This window comes from Xylanibacter brevis ATCC 19188, assembly GCF_000621725.1.
Classification (GTDB): domain Bacteria; phylum Bacteroidota; class Bacteroidia; order Bacteroidales; family Bacteroidaceae; genus Prevotella; species Prevotella brevis.
Window position 1 is genome coordinate 46129 of sequence record NZ_JHXM01000008.1, and the last position, 19607, is coordinate 65735.

The 19607-nt window shown below is 45.4% G+C and carries 18 protein-coding genes; 4 read left to right on the forward strand and 14 right to left on the reverse strand.

Features of this window, described 5'->3' with window-relative positions; translation table 11 throughout:
• Position 1: 1 nt before the first annotated feature.
• The 14 genes from T433_RS0105245 to T433_RS0105310 form a co-directional block, all read right to left on the reverse strand.
• Positions 2–1552, reverse strand: coding sequence for a glucosaminidase domain-containing protein (locus tag T433_RS0105245; RefSeq protein ID WP_044109271.1), 1551 nt, complete (start codon positions 1550–1552; stop codon positions 2–4).
• A 66-nt stretch (positions 1553–1618) separates the two neighbouring features.
• Positions 1619–4126, reverse strand: a complete 2508-nt coding sequence (locus T433_RS0105250) for a MutS N-terminal domain-containing protein (protein ID WP_027455116.1) — start codon at positions 4124–4126, stop codon at positions 1619–1621.
• A gap of 24 nt (positions 4127–4150) precedes the next feature.
• Complete coding sequence (locus T433_RS0105255; protein WP_248616489.1) at positions 4151–5524, reverse strand: hypothetical protein; 1374 nt, start codon at positions 5522–5524, stop codon at positions 4151–4153.
• A 72-nt stretch (positions 5525–5596) separates the two neighbouring features.
• Positions 5597–6328 carry a DUF4134 family protein gene (locus tag T433_RS15850; protein WP_081778379.1) on the reverse strand — a complete coding sequence of 244 codons (732 nt, stop codon included), beginning with the start codon at positions 6326–6328 and terminating at the stop codon, positions 5597–5599.
• On the reverse strand, positions 6235–6516 hold the full coding sequence (locus T433_RS0105265) for a hypothetical protein (protein ID WP_027455118.1): 282 nt from the start codon (positions 6514–6516) through the stop codon (positions 6235–6237). The genes T433_RS15850 and T433_RS0105265 overlap by 94 nt, the downstream gene beginning before the upstream one ends.
• A gap of 23 nt (positions 6517–6539) precedes the next feature.
• The gene (locus T433_RS0105270) at positions 6540–7370 is read right to left on the reverse strand and encodes a M23 family metallopeptidase (protein WP_027455119.1); all 831 of its coding nucleotides are present in this window, start codon (positions 7368–7370) and stop codon (positions 6540–6542) included.
• Between the two features lie 28 nt (positions 7371–7398).
• Positions 7399–8103: a hypothetical protein gene (locus T433_RS14725; protein WP_044109272.1), complete on the reverse strand. Its 705-nt coding sequence runs from the start codon at positions 8101–8103 to the stop codon at positions 7399–7401.
• A 29-nt stretch (positions 8104–8132) separates the two neighbouring features.
• Positions 8133–8801: a hypothetical protein gene (locus T433_RS0105280; RefSeq protein ID WP_081778380.1), complete on the reverse strand. Its 669-nt coding sequence runs from the start codon at positions 8799–8801 to the stop codon at positions 8133–8135.
• Between the two features lie 43 nt (positions 8802–8844).
• Positions 8845–9513, reverse strand: coding sequence for a hypothetical protein (locus T433_RS0105285; RefSeq protein ID WP_155808396.1), 669 nt, complete (start codon positions 9511–9513; stop codon positions 8845–8847).
• 61 nt (positions 9514–9574) lie between these two features.
• Positions 9575–10066 (reverse strand): PH domain-containing protein, encoded by a 492-nt coding sequence (locus T433_RS0105290; RefSeq protein WP_027455122.1) that lies wholly within the window; start codon positions 10064–10066, stop codon positions 9575–9577.
• A gap of 2 nt (positions 10067–10068) precedes the next feature.
• Entirely contained in the window at positions 10069–11595 is a 1527-nt protein-coding gene (locus T433_RS0105295) for a toprim domain-containing protein (protein ID WP_044109275.1), read from the reverse strand.
• 23 nt (positions 11596–11618) lie between these two features.
• A complete protein-coding gene (locus T433_RS0105300; RefSeq protein ID WP_027455124.1) occupies positions 11619–13265 on the reverse strand; it encodes a hypothetical protein in 1647 nt (548 codons plus the stop codon).
• Positions 13266–13289: 24 nt separating this feature from the next.
• On the reverse strand, positions 13290–13514 hold the full coding sequence (locus T433_RS0105305) for a hypothetical protein (RefSeq protein WP_027455125.1): 225 nt from the start codon (positions 13512–13514) through the stop codon (positions 13290–13292).
• Between the two features lie 31 nt (positions 13515–13545).
• A complete protein-coding gene (locus tag T433_RS0105310) occupies positions 13546–14304 on the reverse strand; it encodes a DUF4099 domain-containing protein (protein ID WP_027455126.1) in 759 nt (252 codons plus the stop codon).
• A gap of 217 nt (positions 14305–14521) precedes the next feature.
• Here T433_RS0105310 and T433_RS0105315 point away from each other — a divergent pair, with 217 nt between their 5' ends.
• The 4 genes from T433_RS0105315 (at position 14522) to T433_RS14730 (ending at position 19607) form a co-directional block, all read left to right on the forward strand.
• The gene (locus T433_RS0105315; protein ID WP_044109276.1) at positions 14522–15172 is read left to right on the forward strand and encodes a M23 family metallopeptidase; all 651 of its coding nucleotides are present in this window, start codon (positions 14522–14524) and stop codon (positions 15170–15172) included.
• Between the two features lie 196 nt (positions 15173–15368).
• On the forward strand, positions 15369–15590 hold the full coding sequence (locus tag T433_RS0105320) for a helix-turn-helix transcriptional regulator (RefSeq protein ID WP_027455128.1): 222 nt from the start codon (positions 15369–15371) through the stop codon (positions 15588–15590).
• 105 nt (positions 15591–15695) lie between these two features.
• Positions 15696–18959 carry a helicase-related protein gene (locus tag T433_RS0105325; RefSeq protein WP_027455129.1) on the forward strand — a complete coding sequence of 1088 codons (3264 nt, stop codon included), beginning with the start codon at positions 15696–15698 and terminating at the stop codon, positions 18957–18959.
• A 3-nt stretch (positions 18960–18962) separates the two neighbouring features.
• Positions 18963–19607, forward strand: coding sequence for a DUF4391 domain-containing protein (locus T433_RS14730; RefSeq protein WP_044109278.1), 645 nt, complete (start codon positions 18963–18965; stop codon positions 19605–19607).

A 19607-nucleotide genomic window follows, 5' to 3' on the forward strand; every position in this document is an offset into this window, starting at 1 on the left:
GTTACTTTCTTTGAATGGATTGTTCCTGGTTCTGTTGTGCATCCATGCCTTGCTGATAGTTTTGGGACATCTGCTGTGAAACAACAATGCCGTTCACCACACTGGCTACCGCACGACGTTTGTCATCCTCTGAGAGGCTGCTGTTTCCCAAGGCTTGCTGGAGTCTTGTCATTTCAGCATTGGTGATTTCATGGGTGAAGTTCACCGTGCCGTTATCCACCTGAAGAAGTGGCCTGTTATCGGAAATGATGAGATTGCACACTTTCATCTGGGGGAGGAGAGAAGTCAGGTCTATCTGTCTGTTGGCTGCTGCATCAGTGACAGCTTGCATCTTTTCCTCCTCGCTCTTGTTGTCAATCTGGATTGCCAATGCCATCAGTGAGGTGAAAAGAGTCATGGCCATCTCTATCACTGGGTCACCATTTGGGTTCATGCTCATACCGCTGTCCTCCGAAGACAAGATTTTCTTCATCCATTCGTCAGGTGACATATTCGTGTCAATCTGCTGCTGGGCTGTGACAGTTTCCTGAGCTACAGGATTAGCAGCCTTATAGCTGGCCAACAAGTCTTTTCCGTTATGAAGCAGCTGTTGAGACAATCCACCTTTCTGGCTTATCTCTGCGATATATGCAGCTGGGTCAATATTGCGTTTCGTGCCGTCACTGGCAATGGTCTTGACCTCAAAATGCAAATGTGGCCCTGTTGTCCTGGTTCCTGTATTTCCTGATACGCCAATCTTCTGACCGGCATTGACATTATCTCCAACCTTCACGTCGATGCTCGACATGTGCATGTAGGTCGTCTGATACTTGCTGCCATCTTCACGGTTATACTCAATCGTAACCGACTTGCCGCCGCCAGTGTTGGCATTGTGGTTCACACCAACCACCTTGCCGTTGTTCTCTGTGGCAAGTAGTGCTTCGTTCTTGCAGCTTACGTCAATTCCTTTATGGAACTGCGTCTTGCTGTGATCCATTGGGTCACGACGGTTGCCGAAAGGTGAAGTCACAAGCATAAACTCCTCTCGTTTCAAAGGAAGGGAATAAAGACCATTGGGAGTGGGCTTTGCAGTAACACTATTGGCAGGAGTGGCAGACACATCCCCCTTGCGGTAGTCTGTGGTGCCAATCTTCTTTCCCTCTCTCTTAGCCTGTTCAATCACCATCTGGTCATATTTCTGCAGGTTTGCCCCTTCAATGACTCCAACGATGGTGCTGACATAGTTCTTGGCGGTAGCATAACCACCTGCCTTGATGCCAGCAGCCCATCCTTTGTAGTCATCAGCAGAGAGGTTCCTGGTGTATTTCTGGTAGCGGTCTGCCATGAGGACTTTACTGTGGTCTTCATAGCTCTGCCCAACGTTATCGTACTTCTTGAACTTCTCATTAGGCTTGTCATCATCGGCACGGACGTATGCGCCGTTGAACTCACCCTTTACACCGAAATGGTTATTGGCAGTTCTGGCGAGCATACTCTTTCCTTCTGCTGACTCAATGATGCCTTGGGCAAGAGTGATGGATGCAGGGATGCCATATCTGCGCATCTGCTCCATAGCTTCCGCTGCATGTTCCTCAATATATTTTTGTCTTGATGCTGTCACTTTCTTTATTCTTTTGGGTTATCGATGAAAGGCTTGATGCTTCTCTGGTTCTGCCTTTGCTTCCTTTTCAGAGGCAGCACCAGGTGTCACCAATTCTGAGATACCGCGCTTTGCCGTCTGCTTGGGAGCTTCCAACTGGTCACAGATGGCTACACGCTCTCCGGCACGGATGAGTTTTGGCAGATAAGTGTCAAGGGCATGGTAAGGGAATCCTGCCATTTTTACAGCATTACCATCAGGCCCTTTCTGCTTGGTGCTCTTAGTGAGAGTGATACCGAGTATCTTAGAGGCTTTCTCAGCGTCTTGCTGATAAGTCTCATAGAAATCGCCTGTGCGGAACAGTAGAAGAGCGTCAGGATGCTTGCTCTTTAAGTCCAGGAACTGCTTCATAATCGGAGAAAGGACTACGGCTGCTACGGCTTTGGTCTCTGCTTTGGTGGCTTCTTCCTTGGCTTTTTCCTCCTTACGCTCTTTCTCTTTCTGCTCTGGAGAGTTACGACGCTTTTCTTCTTCCTGCTTCTTCTCAGATTGCGTCTGCTCTTCCTTCTGCTCTTCCTTTTTGTCTTCCTCTTCATGGGCTTCGACATTCTTAGTCTGCTCCTTGGTTTCAGACTGTGCTTCCTGCTCTGTCTTGTCGGTACCAACGGCTACTGCATCGGTACGTTCCTTACGGAGCACGTCGGCAAAAAGGGATGCTGCAAGATGAGTCTTGTAGTCCTGTTTGTCATCAGCCAGCCACATACGCTGCCACTGCTGTTGATTGACCTCACGGGCTTGAAGCCTGTTGCCGTCGATGGTAGGTACGCACAGAATGACACTCGGCTTGTTGTCTGTGGCTTTGGTCTTGAAGATGTTCACACGCTCGATACGTGCCAACTCCTCGGCTGTAGCCTGACTCTTGAAGAGGTCTGTCTTCAACTCAGGCTTCTCCATAGCCATAGCATAGTATCTTGAAGCCATCTCCAGACGCATGTGGTCACTGGCTTCTTCATTGCCTTGCTTCATGGTCACGAAAAAGCGGTTGACATCTGCCTTGTCAGCATATACGGCAAAGGATGGCTCATTCTCTGGCTTCAGGAACATCGCCCACTTGCCAGCGTCATCCCTCAGCATAAGCACTTTGTCGAAAGCAACAGAGTTGGAACGGCTGACGGCTTCTGCAACATCGAGCTTGGCAAGGTCTCTCAGTTCCCAGTTGTTGAGCTTGGAAACGGAAACTTCCTTGCCAGCGAAGAAACTGTCATCAGGACGATAGCCCAATGAACCATCCATGTTGAAGAAGGAAACGGTCTCAAAGCCTTCCTTGCGCAAGGCTTTCTCGATACGTCCTTTGTTCATGCCTGGTATTTCGTTGTCCACCTCTAAGGAAGCACCTGCAGGGAGTACGACATCCGCTTTCTTTGCCTCGGAGTCACGTACTACGACAAATTCCTTGGTGTCTTTGTTGGGCAGGTTCTTCAGCTCATCAGCGACATAGTAGTGCTTGGGCTGTTCTGCCTGAGTTCCCTCTTTTTGCTGTGGGGATGCCAACTCAACCTTCTCACCACGCTCTGCCTTGTGAAGCATATCCAGAGCATTGTTGACATCCATCTCCACGACATCAATGAGACAGGGATTCTCTTTGAGTTCTCGCTGCCAGTAGTCAACCATTTTCATGCTTTCAGCAGAGAGCTTGGCAGGAAGTCCCAATTCAAGCATCTTACTGCCAGCTGCCAACTCGACAATAAGGCGTTCCTGCTTTGCTGCATCTTCAGGAGAGGTGTTTCCGTTGTTCATGCCGTTACGTCCCAGACGCTGTGCATTGCCTGTGGCACTTACCACCTGACGCATGAGTTCGTTGGTGAAGTCCTTGTAAGACTCGAAATCCTTCTCACTGGGCATATACACCGTATCTTTCTTGGAATCGTAATGGGCAACACCGCTGCCATCAAGACGGATGGGAACAAGGTTGTCGCGTGTCTTCAGGATGAAGTCATTGACTGAAATACGCAGGTGGTCACTCTCAGATTTGGAGTGCTCACGATCCTCAGAGGTTCCATGTGCCTTGACTTCCTGCTCATAGCGTTCCTTGTCAACGAAAGGAAGGGTTGTCTGGTCAATATTGAACAGAGCACGGACTTCACGGGTTCTGACTCCCTTGTATTCTGCCTGTTGCTTTTCGTCCAAAGCCTTGTAGTCTTCACGGCTGATGACATCTTCAGGATTATGCCTGTTGACATATTCCTTCCAGTTGTACCAGTTGAAGGGAACTCCCTTTTCCTTGGACTGTACTGACTCGCCGCGTTTCTTGGCTTCGCTGAAAAGCGTGTACTCGTTGGTCTTGTAGTTGTTCTGGTCACTGTGAAGTGCCATTGTCATGGCATTGAAGGCTGAGACATTGACACCTCGTGGATAGAAACGTGGTGCCGTCTTCTCTGATGGGTTCAACCATACACCGCCATTCTCCTTGGCTCTTTCCATTGCATTGATGAGAAGTTCAGCCTGTTTTTCGGCTGCTGCTTTCTCCTGTGGGTTCTTTTCCTGCATATATCTATTGTTTTAATGGGTTTGTTATCGTTGTGCAAGTGTCCTGGTCTGAGCCTGTTGCTCACTGGCTGCATAGTTCTCAGCTGCTATCTGTCGCATCTGGTCGTTCTTGGCAAGTACGGCATTGGCAAGGGTGTTAAGAGGCAGTGCGCCCTGATTGTATGCGTCCACCACTCTGTCCGGCAAAGCGATGGTACATGGAACCTTGTCGATGGTTGCAATCAGACAGTTGCCCTTAATCTGCGGTTGCGAGATTCGGGCATTGAGGGTTTCATCCTCATAGACTTTGTAGTTGCCCCGGACATTGGCATTTCCACCTTGTCCGTAGCTGACTCCATTGTGGTTGTCCAAGGCTTCGTGACCTGCCTTGTTCAAAAGGTTGAGTCCTCCCATACCGATAAGAACCATCTTCAGAATGGGATTCCTGACGAACATACCTGCCACTATACTGGCTAAAGGCAACATATTGTCCTTCAGACCAAGGGATTTGGTCTTACCTGTGAAAATGCCTACAAGCATGTCTGGCAGCATGGCCAGTACATAGCCGAGATTGTGTCCTATGTCGGAAATGCCGTTCAGACCAACAGAACTGAGCAAACCGCTCCAGCCATTCTGATTGGTCTGTTGTGGTTGCTCCTGCTGTGTTTCAGGTTGAGTCTGGGCGACTTCTTTTTGCTCTTTTACAGGCTGCTCCTGTGTTTCCGTTGTCCGTTCCACTGTTGGGGTGTTTTCTTTTGGTTTTGGAGATGACTTGGGTTGTTCCTGATTCCTTTTTGCCTGAGTAGCCTTGTATTCGGCTCTATGTTCGGGTGCAATAATCAAAGGAACATCATCGGTTTCTTTTGCTCCCACCTTGTCGATGGCAGCATTCAAGGCAAGGTCAACGCCAACAAACTTGGCTGCTCCAGACCAACTGCCACCGATACCGCCCATTGTCATATAGTCTGCGGCTGCTCCCAAGACATAACCTGTTCCTTTTTCCAAAGTGGATGGTTTATATCTCTTCTCAGCCTGTGCCGTGATATGGTTCTCCAGTGGTGATTTATTAAGTGCCTGGGGAAGATAGAAGATGGTGTTGGTTGCTGCCTTGCGCATGATATAGTCAATGGATGACTTCGGAATCTCATCCTTGATCATCTTTTCAATCATCATCTTCTCTATCTTTGGAGTGACGGTAATGTGCTGCTTTTTCAGCTCATCCTTCACCATCTGAATGTAGTCTTCAGTATGCTTGGAGTTCCATTTTCCCGTGTATCTGAGAGAGGCAAGACTGGCTGCTTGTGCCGACATTCCTCCGTCAGGCCCTGCTGCTCCAGCCATGATATATGGCAAGCTGCTGGTATGGATGGCCATCTCTTCAGACTGCTTTAACCGAAGGTCTCGCATTACTTTGTCCATTATTGGCAAGACCTTAGTCCTGAATAACTTATCGTTGCTTGTTTCTGCCATTACTTGAAGTGATGTTACAGATTAGTTATGGGGTAGATTACCCGATATTCTCATCAGCTGCTCAAACATGTCATGGTCGATTTGTCCTTGACGATAGGCATTGTGAATGTAGGCAAGAGTACGTCCATAGGAACCTTCACGTCCTGACCCGAAATGATCATAGATGTCCATCAGGTGATTGGCGACTGTCATATTCGTTTCTGGAGGGAAAGTTATCCAGTTTCCAGTTTTGTCATGGAAGGATGGTATTTCCGTGTTGATGCCAGTCTGTGAGATTCCTCCTTGGTCAGAGGCAAGGAAACCGTCTGAAGTTCCACTACCTGTAGATGAACTGCTGCTTCCTTCTGTGGAAGAACCACTGCCATCAACTCCGAAGAACTGAGGTAAGGCGGTAGCCATCAACACGAAGCACATACAGCTGCCTACAGTCATCATCATCCTCTTCCTGATTTGGTTAGGATTGGTCTGCATACTCAGATAGATGCTCATGGCACCTGCAACGGCTATCACGGCAGCTATCACATAACACACTCCCTGAACATAAGGAAGGTAAGAACCTACGCCGTCAGCAGCATCGCTCAAACCAGACAAGCCACTGTCTGCGAATGAGGACACTGCCATAGGCGTAACGAAAATTATGGAAAACAATCTTTTTGTTATCATAAGTTCAATTGGTTTAATATCTGTTCTTTTGTCTGTTCGATGGCGTGATGATAGACTTCCATCTGTTTTGGAAAGTATTCCTCTAACCATTCGTCCTTATCTACATTGTCATTGATGAACTTGATTGCCAGCATACGGTCAATCTCTATGGCTGCTTCTCCAGCCTCGCTGTTGTTGAACCATGCCTTTGTCCACCATCGGATTCCGCTTTTGTCTGGATAGACACTCACAAGTCTTGGTATATCGAAGCTCTGCACGTCAATCTCCAGCTCTGCCAGCGGATCAATGAGTCCGCTACTGGCTACGGCTCTGTCTTCAGCTTTTTTTTTTCGAGTGCGGACATCGTACTGAGAAAGACATGATGCCTCAATGCCAGATAATTGAGGAAATCAGCTATCAGCAGGTTCTGCACTTTCTCAGCCAATGGTATGCTCCTGGCACCCATACCCAAAGGATTTGCCATGCTGGGCAGGGTCTCATAGAAGTAGTTCTTCATCGCTGACATCGTGAAGATGTTGCGAAGCGCAAGTTCCGTATGCTCAGGAATGGAGTACAGGCCATTGCTCATGTCACTCATGTAATCCGGGAAGAAGCGCATCATCAGCTCTTCAATCTCCTTCTGGTCTTTGTCGTACATGGTATGCACGTCCATGTCGATGGTGACGAACTGAGGCACGGCACCTACCTGACCTTGCTGTTCCATTGTTTTGAGGTTGCCGTAAATCATGGTGAGAAATTCCAACGGGTTCATTTCCTCGCCATTGTACTTAACTTCCATGTGGAGCATGTCGGCACTCACAGCGACCACCTGACCTGCCTTTACTACCTGTCCGTAGTTGGCAAAGACATTGCTCAGATGGGAATAGGTCACTTCATAGTTGCCGTAGCGGATGACCTGATAGATGCAGTGAATGGCATCATTTCCCAATCCCGACACCTTACCTGTAGCAACAGCAGAAAGCAGGTAATGCTTAACATCGAAGTCAATCCCATGATGGAAGAATTTCTCTCCTGTCTTAGGGTGCTTCTGCTTGCCGTAGCCGAGCGACATCTCTACATCTTTGTTCTTCTCCTCAAACGGCATACAGTAGCCGCTGTCTGACTGGAGTATCATTTCATGTGTAAACTGCATATTGTTATCCTTGAAAATTAGTCTTTGATTATCTGCCCCTGTGAATCTGTTCCCTTGGCGGTTCATCCACCTGAACGACCTGTGCCTGTGGCTTCGGCAGCTCCCTCTGTGGTGTTTCCTGTGCCAAAGGCTTCTGCTGTCCACCTCCCAGCACCTGACTCATATTGGCATTGTTGCCAATCATCATCATGCCAAGGACTGCTCCGGCTATCTTTCCGAGCCATCCGAAACGTCCGAAAACAAGCAAGGCTGAAAGTACCAGTCCTGCAAGGCTGAGACCTGACACATTGCCTTTGCCAAGGTTGCTGAAGAAGTTACTGAACATATCGCCTCCGTTGCCAGAGAACACACCACGAAGGAAGTTTGACATGCCGCTCCACTTGCTATCCACACTGGTCATGGCATTGTTCATGGTATCGACAGCACCGCCAACGGAATCCTTCAGCTCAGTTACGGTATTGGCTACGCCATCAACCTTGTCACTGACCGTATCAATGGTATCTGAGCCTACGACAGCATCGCCAACAATACGAGCGACACTCTTATCCGTGGTCAGCTTTTCCCAACCGACGTATGCGGCAGCACCGCCGACAGCAGCGGTCTTGGTGGCTGTGCCGAGTCCCTTGATGGTTCTCTGAGGATGGATGACAGCACTGCCAACGGATGAAGCCGTTGCCTTGGCTGCACGGCCACCGTACTTAAATGTTGCTTTGAGTAATGAACTCCAACTCATATTCTATGCTCTTTAAGTTCAACAATCAATTATCTTCTCCCATTTCGCCTCCAGCGTTCCATACATTGCCTTGTGATACTGGCTTTGTCCGCTTCACTCCTGGCACTGTAATCAATCTCTGCCCACACGTCAGCAAGGGATGTATATTTCACCGCCTTGATAAGACGCTGGAGTTTCTTGTTCATGAGTTTGAGCTTGGGACGGATGCCAAAGATGATCTCCAGACGTTCCTTCTCAGTCATCTTGGTATTGGCGAGACAGACCTGACGGATGTCATTGACAATATCCACGCTTCCCATGATAATCTCCCGATAGATTTTGTTACGATTAGCGGAAAGTGCCACTGCAAGGGCATTAGTGGGATGAGCACTTAACTGATGGCTGAAACTTCCAAGGTTGTCAACCATCCTGTCAATCTCATGGTAGAAGCCGTATATCTGTGCTGCATAGGCTATGATGCTGTGAAAGTCATCAAGGTATTTGTTGAACTCCTTCTGAAGGTCTGTGGTAGCATTGACCTCCTCGGTAATCCAGATATGGCCTGTTGCCTCCAGCAGCATCATCTTTTCCTGTTGCTTCAGCTCTTTCTTGGCTTTGTCCGTATAGAGCGCAATCATTCCTGCCAGCACAGGGTCATTGCCCTGAGCATGGAGCATACTCCCACCAACTCCCCCGAAGGGGAGGGCGAGAGTCAGCATGATTATGACAAAGAAAGATTTATTCAACATGATTCATTCCGTTTTAGTATGCAGCTCTGGCACATCTTATCCATCGTCTGTGGGCCTGTAGTGCTATTTCCCCATTGGTACGGTCAAGCATTCCGGCGGTTACACTGTTCCATACATCAGTCATGGTGTAGTAGCGGATGGATAGATAGAGCTTGGTGAGTTTCTTATTGAAAGCATCGAGCCTGTCATTGAGTGCCCAAAGGGTCTTGCTTCTCTCTGCTCCAGTAAGCATATTCTCTGTACCTCCCTTGGCAATGGCATCCCTCAATGTTGTGTAGATGGTCACAAGTTCCGTGGCCGTCTCTATGTAGAGGTTGTTCATCGACATGGTGGCAACGATACCTTGCGGATTGTCGGCCATCGCTTTTCTCAGGTTGCAGAGATTGATGAAGATGCGTACACCGTCATCATATAGTGTGGTACAGGCTTTCAATGTACTGGCATAGCCGTCCACCGTCTTCAGATAGGAGTTGTACTTCTTTTCCCACTTGTGAATCATCGTAAACTCGGCTGCAATGCCGTTCTGAAGCAGTGCGGTCTTCTGCTGGTCATCAATCTGGGTCTTGATCTGACCATTGATGAGTTCATTGCCTTCTGCCAGTGCCACATATTCCAAAGGATTGCTTGAAGTTATCTGGGCATGGGCTTTCCCGAAACTCAACCACAAAAGGACAAATGCCATGAATGCGACTGTCCACCACCGTTGGTCAAAATGCCATCGGTCTTTGTTCATAGGATAGATGTTACCGATTGGTGATTTCATAAATGCCTTTTCTGCGTTTATTGTATTCAACTCTTTCTCTGATGATAGCCACCACATCGAGCTTTTCTTTCACTCCGTAAATGTCGAGCTTTGGATTGGTTCTGTCGCCGCTGTAGATGCTGACGGTCTTTAGTCCGAACAACTGTTCCAGTATATCCCTGCTCTCGCTGAAGTCCACGATGCGGTAAAGCTCAATGTAGTCGCTTGTCCTATGGAAGATGCCATGCTGGATGATAAGCTGCTCAGAGGAAACAATGAACCTAAGCTTGCACAGATACAGACAGCCGTAAAGCATCATAAGGGTTGTGATGGTACCAAGTATCAGGAATGGTGCCTTGAAGGTGATGGCTTCATGTCCGGCAACAAGGAACAGTACCATACTGACAAGGAACATCAATCCCTGACTGATGATATACTGCGCCCAATGTGGGCGAAGCGTGATGATGTTGAAGCGTCTGATTACCTGTTCCATAGTTACCGATGATAATGTCTTCGCTCTTCCTGGTCTGATGTCTCTACCTCCATTGCAACGTTGCCTTGCTCGTCAACACTGGTGGTATAGTCCACGTCATGCTGTATCTTCTTGTCATTGCCAACATCTTCGGATTCCACGTCAAGTGCTGCTGTGTCTTCCTTGATGTCAAGAGCCTTGCAAAGACTCTCCTTGAAAGTCTTCCATGCCTCCGATGCCTGGTTGATAGCTTCCTCTTTGTCGCATGGTGCTACAAGTCTGGAAGAACGCATCTCGTAGGCATCTTCATACAGGGCTTCATATCTGGCATAGAGTTTCTGGACTGACTTCGGAAGAAGGTCAATCTGCTCACTATTCGGATGAAGCACATCTTTCGTGGATGGTATGTCATCCGTTCCTTTTCTGAAGAAATCCACGTAAGCCTTGTATTCTTCAGGGACATTGCCCTTTGCCAGCGGATGATTCTTACGCTCGATCATGGCAAGCAGCTCCTCATTGAAGTCCTTATAGCCGTCATTGGTTTCCTCACGGACGACACGGTTACTTGGGACGTTGGCTTTCTCTGCCAAATCCCTGAACATGTCTGCGAACTTCATTCCGGCATCATCCATGTCAAAGCCCATGTGAAAAGTGGCATCCTTGGCAGTTCTCAATAATCCTTCAAACTGTTTTGCGGATGGATTACCGCCCGTAGAAGCATAGACACCACCAACAAGTTCCTTCTTTTCCTGAGTGGTTAGGTTACTGTCTTTACCTGCCAGCATTTGATAGAAAGCCATTGCATCGTATGCACTCTCAAAGATGAAGACTCGCTTGGCATCCTGTAGCTTGGTGCCAATCGGACTGGCAATCCAAAGCCCTTCACTGGCATTGGAGCCTCTGGCCATGCCTTTGTAAGATGTGCCGTCCTGCTTTCTTCTTCCCCTTTCTTCCAAACCGACAATCTTTCCGTCTGAAGATCCAGGAATGGTCATGGGGAAGGAGAGGTTCTTGTAAGTCTGGTCGCCAACAGTGCGTTCTGCAAGGACAAAATGGTGATGGAAAGCATACTGCGTACTGAGGTTGATACCTCTTGGCTGGAAATAAGGATAGAACGGCTTTTGCGTTTCCCTGTCATTGCCGTCAAAACGATGCAGCTTGTAATCATCTATCTTGAAAGGTGGAAGGTCACGCTGTGGATTGATAATCTTCTTTTCCCTTTCCTCGATAGGATTATTCAAAAGCCTGTTGCAGACAAGGTTGACGAGTCTGTCCTTATCCATGCCAGCCGTGTAGTCAGAGAACATTTCTGGATGCTCCTTGATGAAGCTGATTACGTTGTAATTCTTCCGCGTAGGCGGCTGGAAACAGCAAAGGCCATTAGCAGTGACAATGAACTTGTCACCACGAATACGTCTGCCCTCGCTGTCCAGCCTTACATACGACGGATAGCGCAAGCCGTCACGTCTGTTCAACGTGTAGCCAGCGTCTATCAGCACATCCTGAATACTGAGCTTGTTTTTGAAATCGTCGTAGGTGAGTTCTGCCATTTTGTTATCCTGAATAAATCCTTTTACCTTGTGTGCCCTAATCCTACGCCGTGTTCTCCAGCATTCAGTCCTGCATCAAAAGCCCTTGATGCCAACTCCTGCGGTGAGTCAACACCAGGCTTGAAATACACATGAGGTCTGTCAGGCCCATGATGCTCCATGAAAATGGAAGGCCCACTGTGATGGTGGAAGTCATGGGTCAGCTCATGTGTGATGGCAAGTCCGGCAAGCAAGGCTCCACCGATCTTTGCGCCCAAGCTGGTATTCATACCAGGAATGTTTTTCATATCCACCTCACTGAAGATGTGGGAGAAGAGCTTCATGCGATGGTAGTCATCGATGGCCATGAACTTATCATACTGCTTCTGAGTAATCTCATGGCTGATGCTCTCACCGTTGATGACCGCTGTCATGCGGTACTTGGCTTCGCCCTTGGCATCCTTCTCGATTTCACCCTGCTCATTCCTGACTGGCTCAACCTTGATGTCATCGACATTGACTTCACGACCATGCTTTCCCTCACGATACCATGCCTTGCCCTCATTGAGTTCATAGAGGGCATTGCCGTCAACATGAGCAACGGAACGGTCTTCAGGTTCAAGCTGAACCTGTCTGCCGTCCATAGTCAGGGGAATATTCGCCTGTCCCAGAATCAGTGTCTGACGGTCATTCAGTTCTGCTTCGACCTCTGGCTTCAGCTTAATGCCAATCTGCTCCTTGGAATTGAGCATATCCATCGTAATCTTCTCGCTGAAGTCGCCCTTGATGACATTGTTGAGTATGTCGAGACGCTGCTGAACAGGCACTTCCTTGATGGAGTTGCTTGTCAGCTTCTTGACTTCTTCCTCAGTCAGGTCATAGACGAAATCCTGCTTGGTGGCAGAGGATTGGATGGTGAGAGTCTTCTTTTCTGGATCAATCACGATACCGTGACTGTCCAGACACTCCTTGAACTTCTCATTGGAGAAATAGACCTTCGAGGTGATAAGCTCATTATATGGCTTAGCTGGTTCCAGCTTCCGTGGAGCCACTTCCATAGGAGTGATGACTGTCTGTAGGTCTGCCAGCACATCCTGTTTCGGAGGCTGTACGGCTGTCTGCTGTCCCTTGTAGTAGAAGCCGTAACCGCCATTCTGCAACTCTCCTGGTTTAATGCGACCGTCTGGACGGTCTGGAACCATTGGAGCACCCTGCATGAAGAGCGCACCACCGACACGTCGCATGTGGAAACCTGCTTGCTGTCGAGGTGTCCAGCCCAAGAAGAAACGGTCGTGCAGTCCCCACATGGGATGCAGCCCACGTCTGTCCCAAGCCATACGGCCATATTCACCGACACCAATCCTATAGCCGTGAAGTCCCATGGCAACACGTCCGTTGGCATTACGAGCGTGTACGAAGTTCCTTGGAACATAAAAGTCATTGCCGACAAGTGCCGCAAAGGTGTTGTAGGCATTCTTGTTGGCATAATTCGTACCCCAGTCTGTCATGGCTTTCATCTGCTGGGCAGAGATGGGATAGGTGAGAAGCGGAGAGTCATGCCCTTGAACTGCCAACTGAAAGCCATCGCCCTGACGGATGATGTGCGCTTGCATACCATTACGTCTGAGGATGTCTTGCAGCTCTGGCGACAAATCGCCTCTCAGTGGTAGAGAATTGGAACGTATCGACATAATAGTGTTGTTTAGATTCAACAATCAGGCATTGCCATCAGCCAGTGCCTTTTCAAGTTCTTCTCCTTTGTAGTCAACGAACTTTTCTGCCGACTCATCGCCAACAGACAGTCCACGATCTTTGCAGAAGTCAGCATATTCGTTCTGCCATTCTTTGGAGTGATGGTTCACATAGTCGAGCCAGCCAAACTCGCCGCTCTGCTTTTTCTGAACCAACTCGCTTTCGGAATAATACTTGTTTGTAGCCATTGTCCTTTCTTTTTAGGGTTATCGTTTTTGATTAACGCATGTGTCCCATGCTTCTGAGACCTGCCTTTCTCTGCTCATTCCAGAGTTCATCGGTATAGTCCTCTTCCTTGACGTAATCAAGATTGCCGTCATCACCCATGACCCAACAGCCGTAGATGCCGAAGGTGAACTTGTCCCAATCACGGGTTCGCTGTTCGCTCCACATCTTGGCATCGCCTGAAGATACACGTACTCCAGTGCGGTTGTTAAGGTCGATACCAACAGTGATTGGCTCATCATCATCGTCACGGACGAAGGTGACAGGCTCACCATTCTGGAGGTTGTTAAACTCGGCTTCGCTCAGATGGATATCCTCTGAAATGAACTGGAGGTTGCGGGCGATAACCTGAACTGGTGCAGACAATACCTGGTTGGTCTCGTTGTCAATCTGTACAAAGGAGCGTACCATATTGCCATTCTTGTCTGGAATGGTGCCAACGATAATCTTACCTTGTTCTAACAAAGTACGGCTCTGCTCTGAGAACAGTCTAAGATCTGCTTTCTCTATCTCAGGATAGAAGAGAGCATCAACATCGCCGTCCTCTTTACGGATGAGCTTGAAGCGGCTACGACTCTTGACCTCATTGCCGTCATTGTCAACAACCATAATAGGAAGAACGGGCGAGCGTCTTCCTTCGAGAATGTCATTGGTAATCCTGACAGGGAGGTCTTCAATCATTTCACGGGTCAGACCCAAACGGTCAAGGGTCTGGAATGGAATTTCGTTCTCGGTAAACTGCATTTTCTTCAATTTTTATCAGTTGATGAAACAATTTTGGCTGCGAAGGTACACCATAATTATTCATCTTAGCTGAAGAAAATACTAAATCAGGTCGATTTTGAGTCTTGATAACATTTGAGTATAATTTTGCAGGAGAAATCATACTCAAAACTTATCAAATGTTATAATCGTAAGGTATTGTCTAATGGTATTTTTCTTAGTGGCACAAGAACACTAACTTTGTACCATGAAAAAATCAATACTCGTAATACTCATATCGGCATTTGTTCCGATTGCAAGTTTCGCACAGTTCAATACCATCGGTGATGTTGCAAGTCGCCCATCAATCAAGATAATAAAGAATCCTTCAGAACAAACAGTTGCTCCGAAGGATAGTATTCTGCCGTCAGATACGGCATCCGCTGAGATTCCCGATAGGATAGAAGGGAAAGAAGAGAGGCTGAGGACGTACCTCAGTGTGTCCTTCCCTTTGAAGAAGATACATATTAACTCAAAGTTCGGAATGAGGATGCATCCTGTATATCATAAGTATATCATGCACAACGGCATTGATCTTCATGCACGACATGAGGATGTCCTGTCGATGCTGCCAGGCAAGGTACTTAGGGTAGGATATGACAGCCGTTCTGGGAAATACGTGACAGTACAGACGGCTAACTACACGGTCAGCTATTGCCATCTGTCAGAACAATATGTAAAGACCAATGACTACCTCCAAGCTGGAGAGCCATTGGGATTAACAGGCAATACTGGAGCATCTACTGGTGAACATCTGCATCTGACAACAAAAAAGGATGGCAAGGCTTTTGACCCTACCATCCTTATTGATTATGTGCGTTCAGTGAAGAACTCGTGCTTGAACGACTTGGCTTTCTAAAATATAATCATTCGCTGTCATAATCCATGTCGTTTTGTGTATTTGAAAATAAATGCTGAAAAACACACTGTGTAAAACACAAAAAATGCAAAAAACACAATAAAAAAGGTGTTTATTGAGAAAAAATTATGAAAATTGAGTTGACTTTCAATTTTTATTGTTATTTTTGCAACAGTTTATTATAAATAATGTACGCATGGAACGCAAGATTAATCGCATTAAAGTTATGCTCGCTGAGAAAGGCAAGACTAATAAGTGGCTATCCGAACAAGTAGGAAAGGATCCTGCTACGGTTAGTAAATGGTGTACAAACATGGCTCAACCCACACTTGAAACTATGATGCAAATTGCAAAGGTTTTAGAAGTTGATTTGAATGATCTCGTTCGCTTCGAAGCATTGCCGGATATTGAGAAGTAAAAGCTGGCATACAAACAATTATTACGAGCCATTAACGTGTCATTAAAAATGGATTATTAAATTCATATATCAATGAAGTAATATCCGTTTGTTCGCATTATAATTATGGATTTACCCAAAGTTATCAATAATGTTTCAGAAAGAGTCGTTGACGATTTGAGAGTCAAATTGTCAAAATCTCCTATTGTCTCAATAGCTGCGGCATCTTTCTCAATTTATGCCTTTGAAGCTTTAAAGGAAGAGCTTGAAGGTATAGAAGAGTTACGTTTTATTTTCACATCACCTACTTTCATCAAGGAGAAGGTGAAGAAGGAAAAACGTGAGTTCTTTATTCCTAAATTATCGCGCGAACGTAATTTGTATGGAAGTGAATTTGAAATAAAGCTTCGCAATAAATTGGAACAAAAGGCGATAGCAAGGGAGTGTGCGGCATGGATAAGAAACAAAGTATGTTTTAAGTCAAATGCCTCACACGAAGCTATGGGTGGTTTCTTGCATCTGAAAGGTGATAGTCAGAATGCTTATGTTCCATTCAATGAGTTTACAACAACAGAACTGGGATGTGAGCGTGGCAACAATGTTTACTCCATGGTAAATGTTATGCCTTCTCCTTTTGCAGAAGAATATCTTAAAATTTTCAATGAACAATGGAATAATAAGGATAAGTTTGTTGATGTAACTGAACGAGTACTGGAATACATAGAAACAGTATATAATGAGAACTCGCCCGAATTTGTTTATTTCCTAACTCTTTATAATATCTTCAATGAATTTCTTGATGACATTTCTGAAGATGTTTTGCCCAATGAAAAAACTGGGTTTAAGACGAGCTTGATATGGAATAAGCTATATAATTTTCAGCGTGATGCCGTACTTGCTATAATCAATAAACTTGAAAAGTATAATGGTTGCATTCTTGCAGACAGTGTGGGTTTAGGTAAAACTTTCACGGCTCTTGCTGTTATCAAATATTATGAGAACCGAAACAAGTCTGTACTTGTTCTCTGTCCTAAAAAGCTAAATGAAAACTGGATAACTTTCCGTTCTAATTACAAAAATAACCCTATAGCTGGTGACCGTTTGAGATATGATATTCTCTTCCATAGTGACCTATCACGTGATAAGGGATTGAGTAACGGCATGAACTTGGAGCATATCAATTGGGGAAATTATGATCTTATCGTCATTGATGAAAGTCATAACTTCCGTAATGGTGGAAACATCGATGATGAAGATGATGTGGACATCTGGGATGAAGATGCACCAAAAAAGAAAGAAAATCGCTATCAACGTTTGATGAAGCGAGTGATAAGGGCAGGTGTTAAGACAAAAGTCTTGATGCTCAGTGCTACGCCGGTGAACAATCGCTTCAATGATTTGCGTAATCAGTTACAGTTGGCTTATGAAGGTAAAGAAGAAATCATAAACGAGGCATTGGAACTAGACAAAGGTATCGATGTCGTGTTTGCTAATGCCCAGCGTGCTTACACTTCATGGGCAAAGTTACCCGCTGAGGAGCGCACTACAGAGCGGTTGCTTGATAAATTAAGTTTTGATTTCTTCCAGTTGTTAGATGCCGTAACAATAGCGAGGTCGCGCAGTCATATCGTTAAATATTACGATACCAAAGATATCGGCAAGTTCCCGACTCGATTGGCACCAATAACCCGTCGCCCGAAGTTGACTGACCTGGATAGTGCTATCAATTTTTCTGAAATAGCCGAGTTGTTGAACAGACTTAATTTGAGTATATATACTCCATCACTTTACCTTTTAGAGAGTGCTAGAGAAGACTATGAGATAAACTTGGATGGCAGTGGTATATCTATAGATGGTCGAGAAAAAGGATTGAGAAAGCTCATGGCCACAAATATGCTCAAACGTCTGGAAAGTTCAGTAAATTCTTTCCGGCTTACTATAACCAGGATTGATGGTTACATTGATGAAACAGTCAAACAAATCAATGACTTTGAAAAGAATCGTGCAAACAAAACAATTGACGTGACCGATTTCTTGGATGATTTTGATAGTTACGATGTAGAAGATGACGCTTTGGTGGGACGCAAATCGAAAGTTAATCTGAATGATATGGATTACCTTAGTTGGCGTACAGACTTGTTGGCTGACAAGGAACGTCTTGATTTGCTTCTTCTCATGCTCAAAGATATTACGCCAGAACATGACAGTAAATTACAGATGCTATATCGGGACTTGCTGCATAAGTTCGAGCATAACATTAACGATGGCAATAAGAAGGTTCTTATCTTTACTGCATTTGCAGATACAGCTGATTATTTATATCAGGAGTTGTCTGACAAAATAAAGAAAGAGTGTGGACTGAATGTTGCGCTTATCACTGGAACAACTGATGGTAAGTGTACAATCCCCAAGTTCCCTCTAAGCTATAACAATGTCCTTACTTATTTCTCACCCAAGTCTAAGGATAGGGCAACAATTTTCCCAAAAGCAACAGATGAAATAGATGTTCTGATAGCTACAGACTGTATTTCAGAGGGACAAAACTTGCAGGATTGTGACTACTTGATTAACTATGACATCCACTGGAACCCAGTGCGCATCATTCAGCGATTTGGACGAATTGATCGTATTGGTAGTGAGAATGATGTAATCCAGCTCGTCAATTACTGGCCAGATATGGAACTTGATGATTACATCAAATTGAAAGGTCGCGTAGAGAGCCGAATGAAAGCAACAGTGTTGACAAGTACAGGCGATGACAATCTCCTTTCTGAAAACGAAAAGGGAGATTTGGAATATCGTAAGAATCAGTTAAAACGATTGCAAGAACAAGTCGTTGATATTGAGGATATGGACACTGGAATCAATATTATGGACTTGGGACTGAATGAGTTCCGTCTTGACTTACTTGCTTATATCAAAGAAAATCAGGATGTAGAACATGCTCCGTTCGGCATGAGTGCTATTGTTCGTGGTAATGACATTGTGAAGCCAGGTGTTATATTTATCCTTAGAAATAGAAATAAGGATATTAACACTGATAAGAAGAATTTACTCCACCCATTCTACATGATTTATTTGTCTGATACGGGTGAAGTTATATGTGACTATCTACATCCTAAAAAGTTGCTTGATAGCATGAGACATATATGTAAGGGGAAAGATAAACCTGATATGGACTTATGTCAAGCATTTAACAAAGCTACTGCGGATGGTCGAAAGATGGGGCACTATAGTGATTTGCTGCATAAGGCCATAGAAAGCATTATCAGTGTAAAAGAAGAATCTGACCTTGACAGCCTTTTTTCAGTTGGCGAAACAACTGCATTATTAGGTGATATTAAAGGGTTGGATGACTTTGAATTGATTACATTTTTAGTAATAAAGTAGTGTATGATAAAATTCCCAGATAGCACACGTGTAGGAAAGAATGTACCGAAAAATGTTTTTTATAAACATTTGGAGGTTAATACCAAAATGAAACGTATCTTCGTAAACGAAGTAGAGCGTATCACTTGGGCATATAAGTTTGCTCCTTCAACATTAAATGTTGCGGATGGGAAAGCCGTTCATGAGATTACTGTCTTTGAAGTGGATATGAAGGTTATGGAGTGTCCAACAGAAATGTTCGTGTTTATAGACAAGAACCTTCCCAGACATACCATTTTTATATTAAACAATGGCAGTAAAAGATGCATGGTTATCAACTATAAAGAAGCAGTACCTGGTAATAGTACTCAACCCTATAAGGTGACAAAGACTTATCAGAGTGACTGGCAAAATGTTTCGGAAGGAAATCTTCAAATTGAGGGGTCATCAATGGATGCTCTCTATGAAAATTTTGTTCGACAGGTAGCTGGAACTCAAATATCCGAAATGGGTGGAACACTAAAGGAGGATATTAAAATAAGTTTAGAGCAACAAACATTAAAAAAAGAGATTGAAGCTCTAAAAAAACGTATCGCTCTTGAACGTCAGCCGCAAAAGAAGTTTATGCTACATAAACAATTAAAAGAATTAGAAAATAAACTAAAATAA

What these genes read in the sequence shown, in the direction of transcription:
- T433_RS14725 (WP_044109272.1), bottom strand. Translation starts at nt 8,103, where the DNA reads ATGAGTTGGAGTTCATTACTCAAAGCAACATTTAAGTACGGTGGCCGT.
- T433_RS0105250 (WP_027455116.1), bottom strand. Translation starts at nt 4,126, where the DNA reads ATGCAGGAAAAGAACCCACAGGAGAAAGCAGCAGCCGAAAAACAGGCT.
- T433_RS15850 (WP_081778379.1), bottom strand. Translation starts at nt 6,328, where the DNA reads ATGGTTAGAGGAATACTTTCCAAAACAGATGGAAGTCTATCATCACGC.
- T433_RS0105305 (WP_027455125.1), bottom strand. Translation starts at nt 13,514, where the DNA reads ATGGCTACAAACAAGTATTATTCCGAAAGCGAGTTGGTTCAGAAAAAG.
- T433_RS0105295 (WP_044109275.1), bottom strand. Translation starts at nt 11,595, where the DNA reads ATGGCAGAACTCACCTACGACGATTTCAAAAACAAGCTCAGTATTCAG.
- T433_RS0105270 (WP_027455119.1), bottom strand. Translation starts at nt 7,370, where the DNA reads ATGCAGTTTACACATGAAATGATACTCCAGTCAGACAGCGGCTACTGT.
- T433_RS0105280 (WP_081778380.1), bottom strand. Translation starts at nt 8,801, where the DNA reads ATGCTGACTCTCGCCCTCCCCTTCGGGGGAGTTGGTGGGAGTATGCTC.
- T433_RS0105285 (WP_155808396.1), bottom strand. Translation starts at nt 9,513, where the DNA reads ATGGCATTTGTCCTTTTGTGGTTGAGTTTCGGGAAAGCCCATGCCCAG.
- T433_RS0105245 (WP_044109271.1), bottom strand. Translation starts at nt 1,552, where the DNA reads ATGGAGCAGATGCGCAGATATGGCATCCCTGCATCCATCACTCTTGCC.
- T433_RS14730 (WP_044109278.1), top strand. Translation starts at nt 18,963, where the DNA reads ATGATAAAATTCCCAGATAGCACACGTGTAGGAAAGAATGTACCGAAA.
- T433_RS0105325 (WP_027455129.1), top strand. Translation starts at nt 15,696, where the DNA reads ATGGATTTACCCAAAGTTATCAATAATGTTTCAGAAAGAGTCGTTGAC.
- T433_RS0105315 (WP_044109276.1), top strand. Translation starts at nt 14,522, where the DNA reads ATGAAAAAATCAATACTCGTAATACTCATATCGGCATTTGTTCCGATT.
- T433_RS0105300 (WP_027455124.1), bottom strand. Translation starts at nt 13,265, where the DNA reads ATGTCGATACGTTCCAATTCTCTACCACTGAGAGGCGATTTGTCGCCA.
- T433_RS0105255 (WP_248616489.1), bottom strand. Translation starts at nt 5,524, where the DNA reads ATGGACAAAGTAATGCGAGACCTTCGGTTAAAGCAGTCTGAAGAGATG.
- T433_RS0105290 (WP_027455122.1), bottom strand. Translation starts at nt 10,066, where the DNA reads ATGGAACAGGTAATCAGACGCTTCAACATCATCACGCTTCGCCCACAT.
- T433_RS0105320 (WP_027455128.1), top strand. Translation starts at nt 15,369, where the DNA reads ATGGAACGCAAGATTAATCGCATTAAAGTTATGCTCGCTGAGAAAGGC.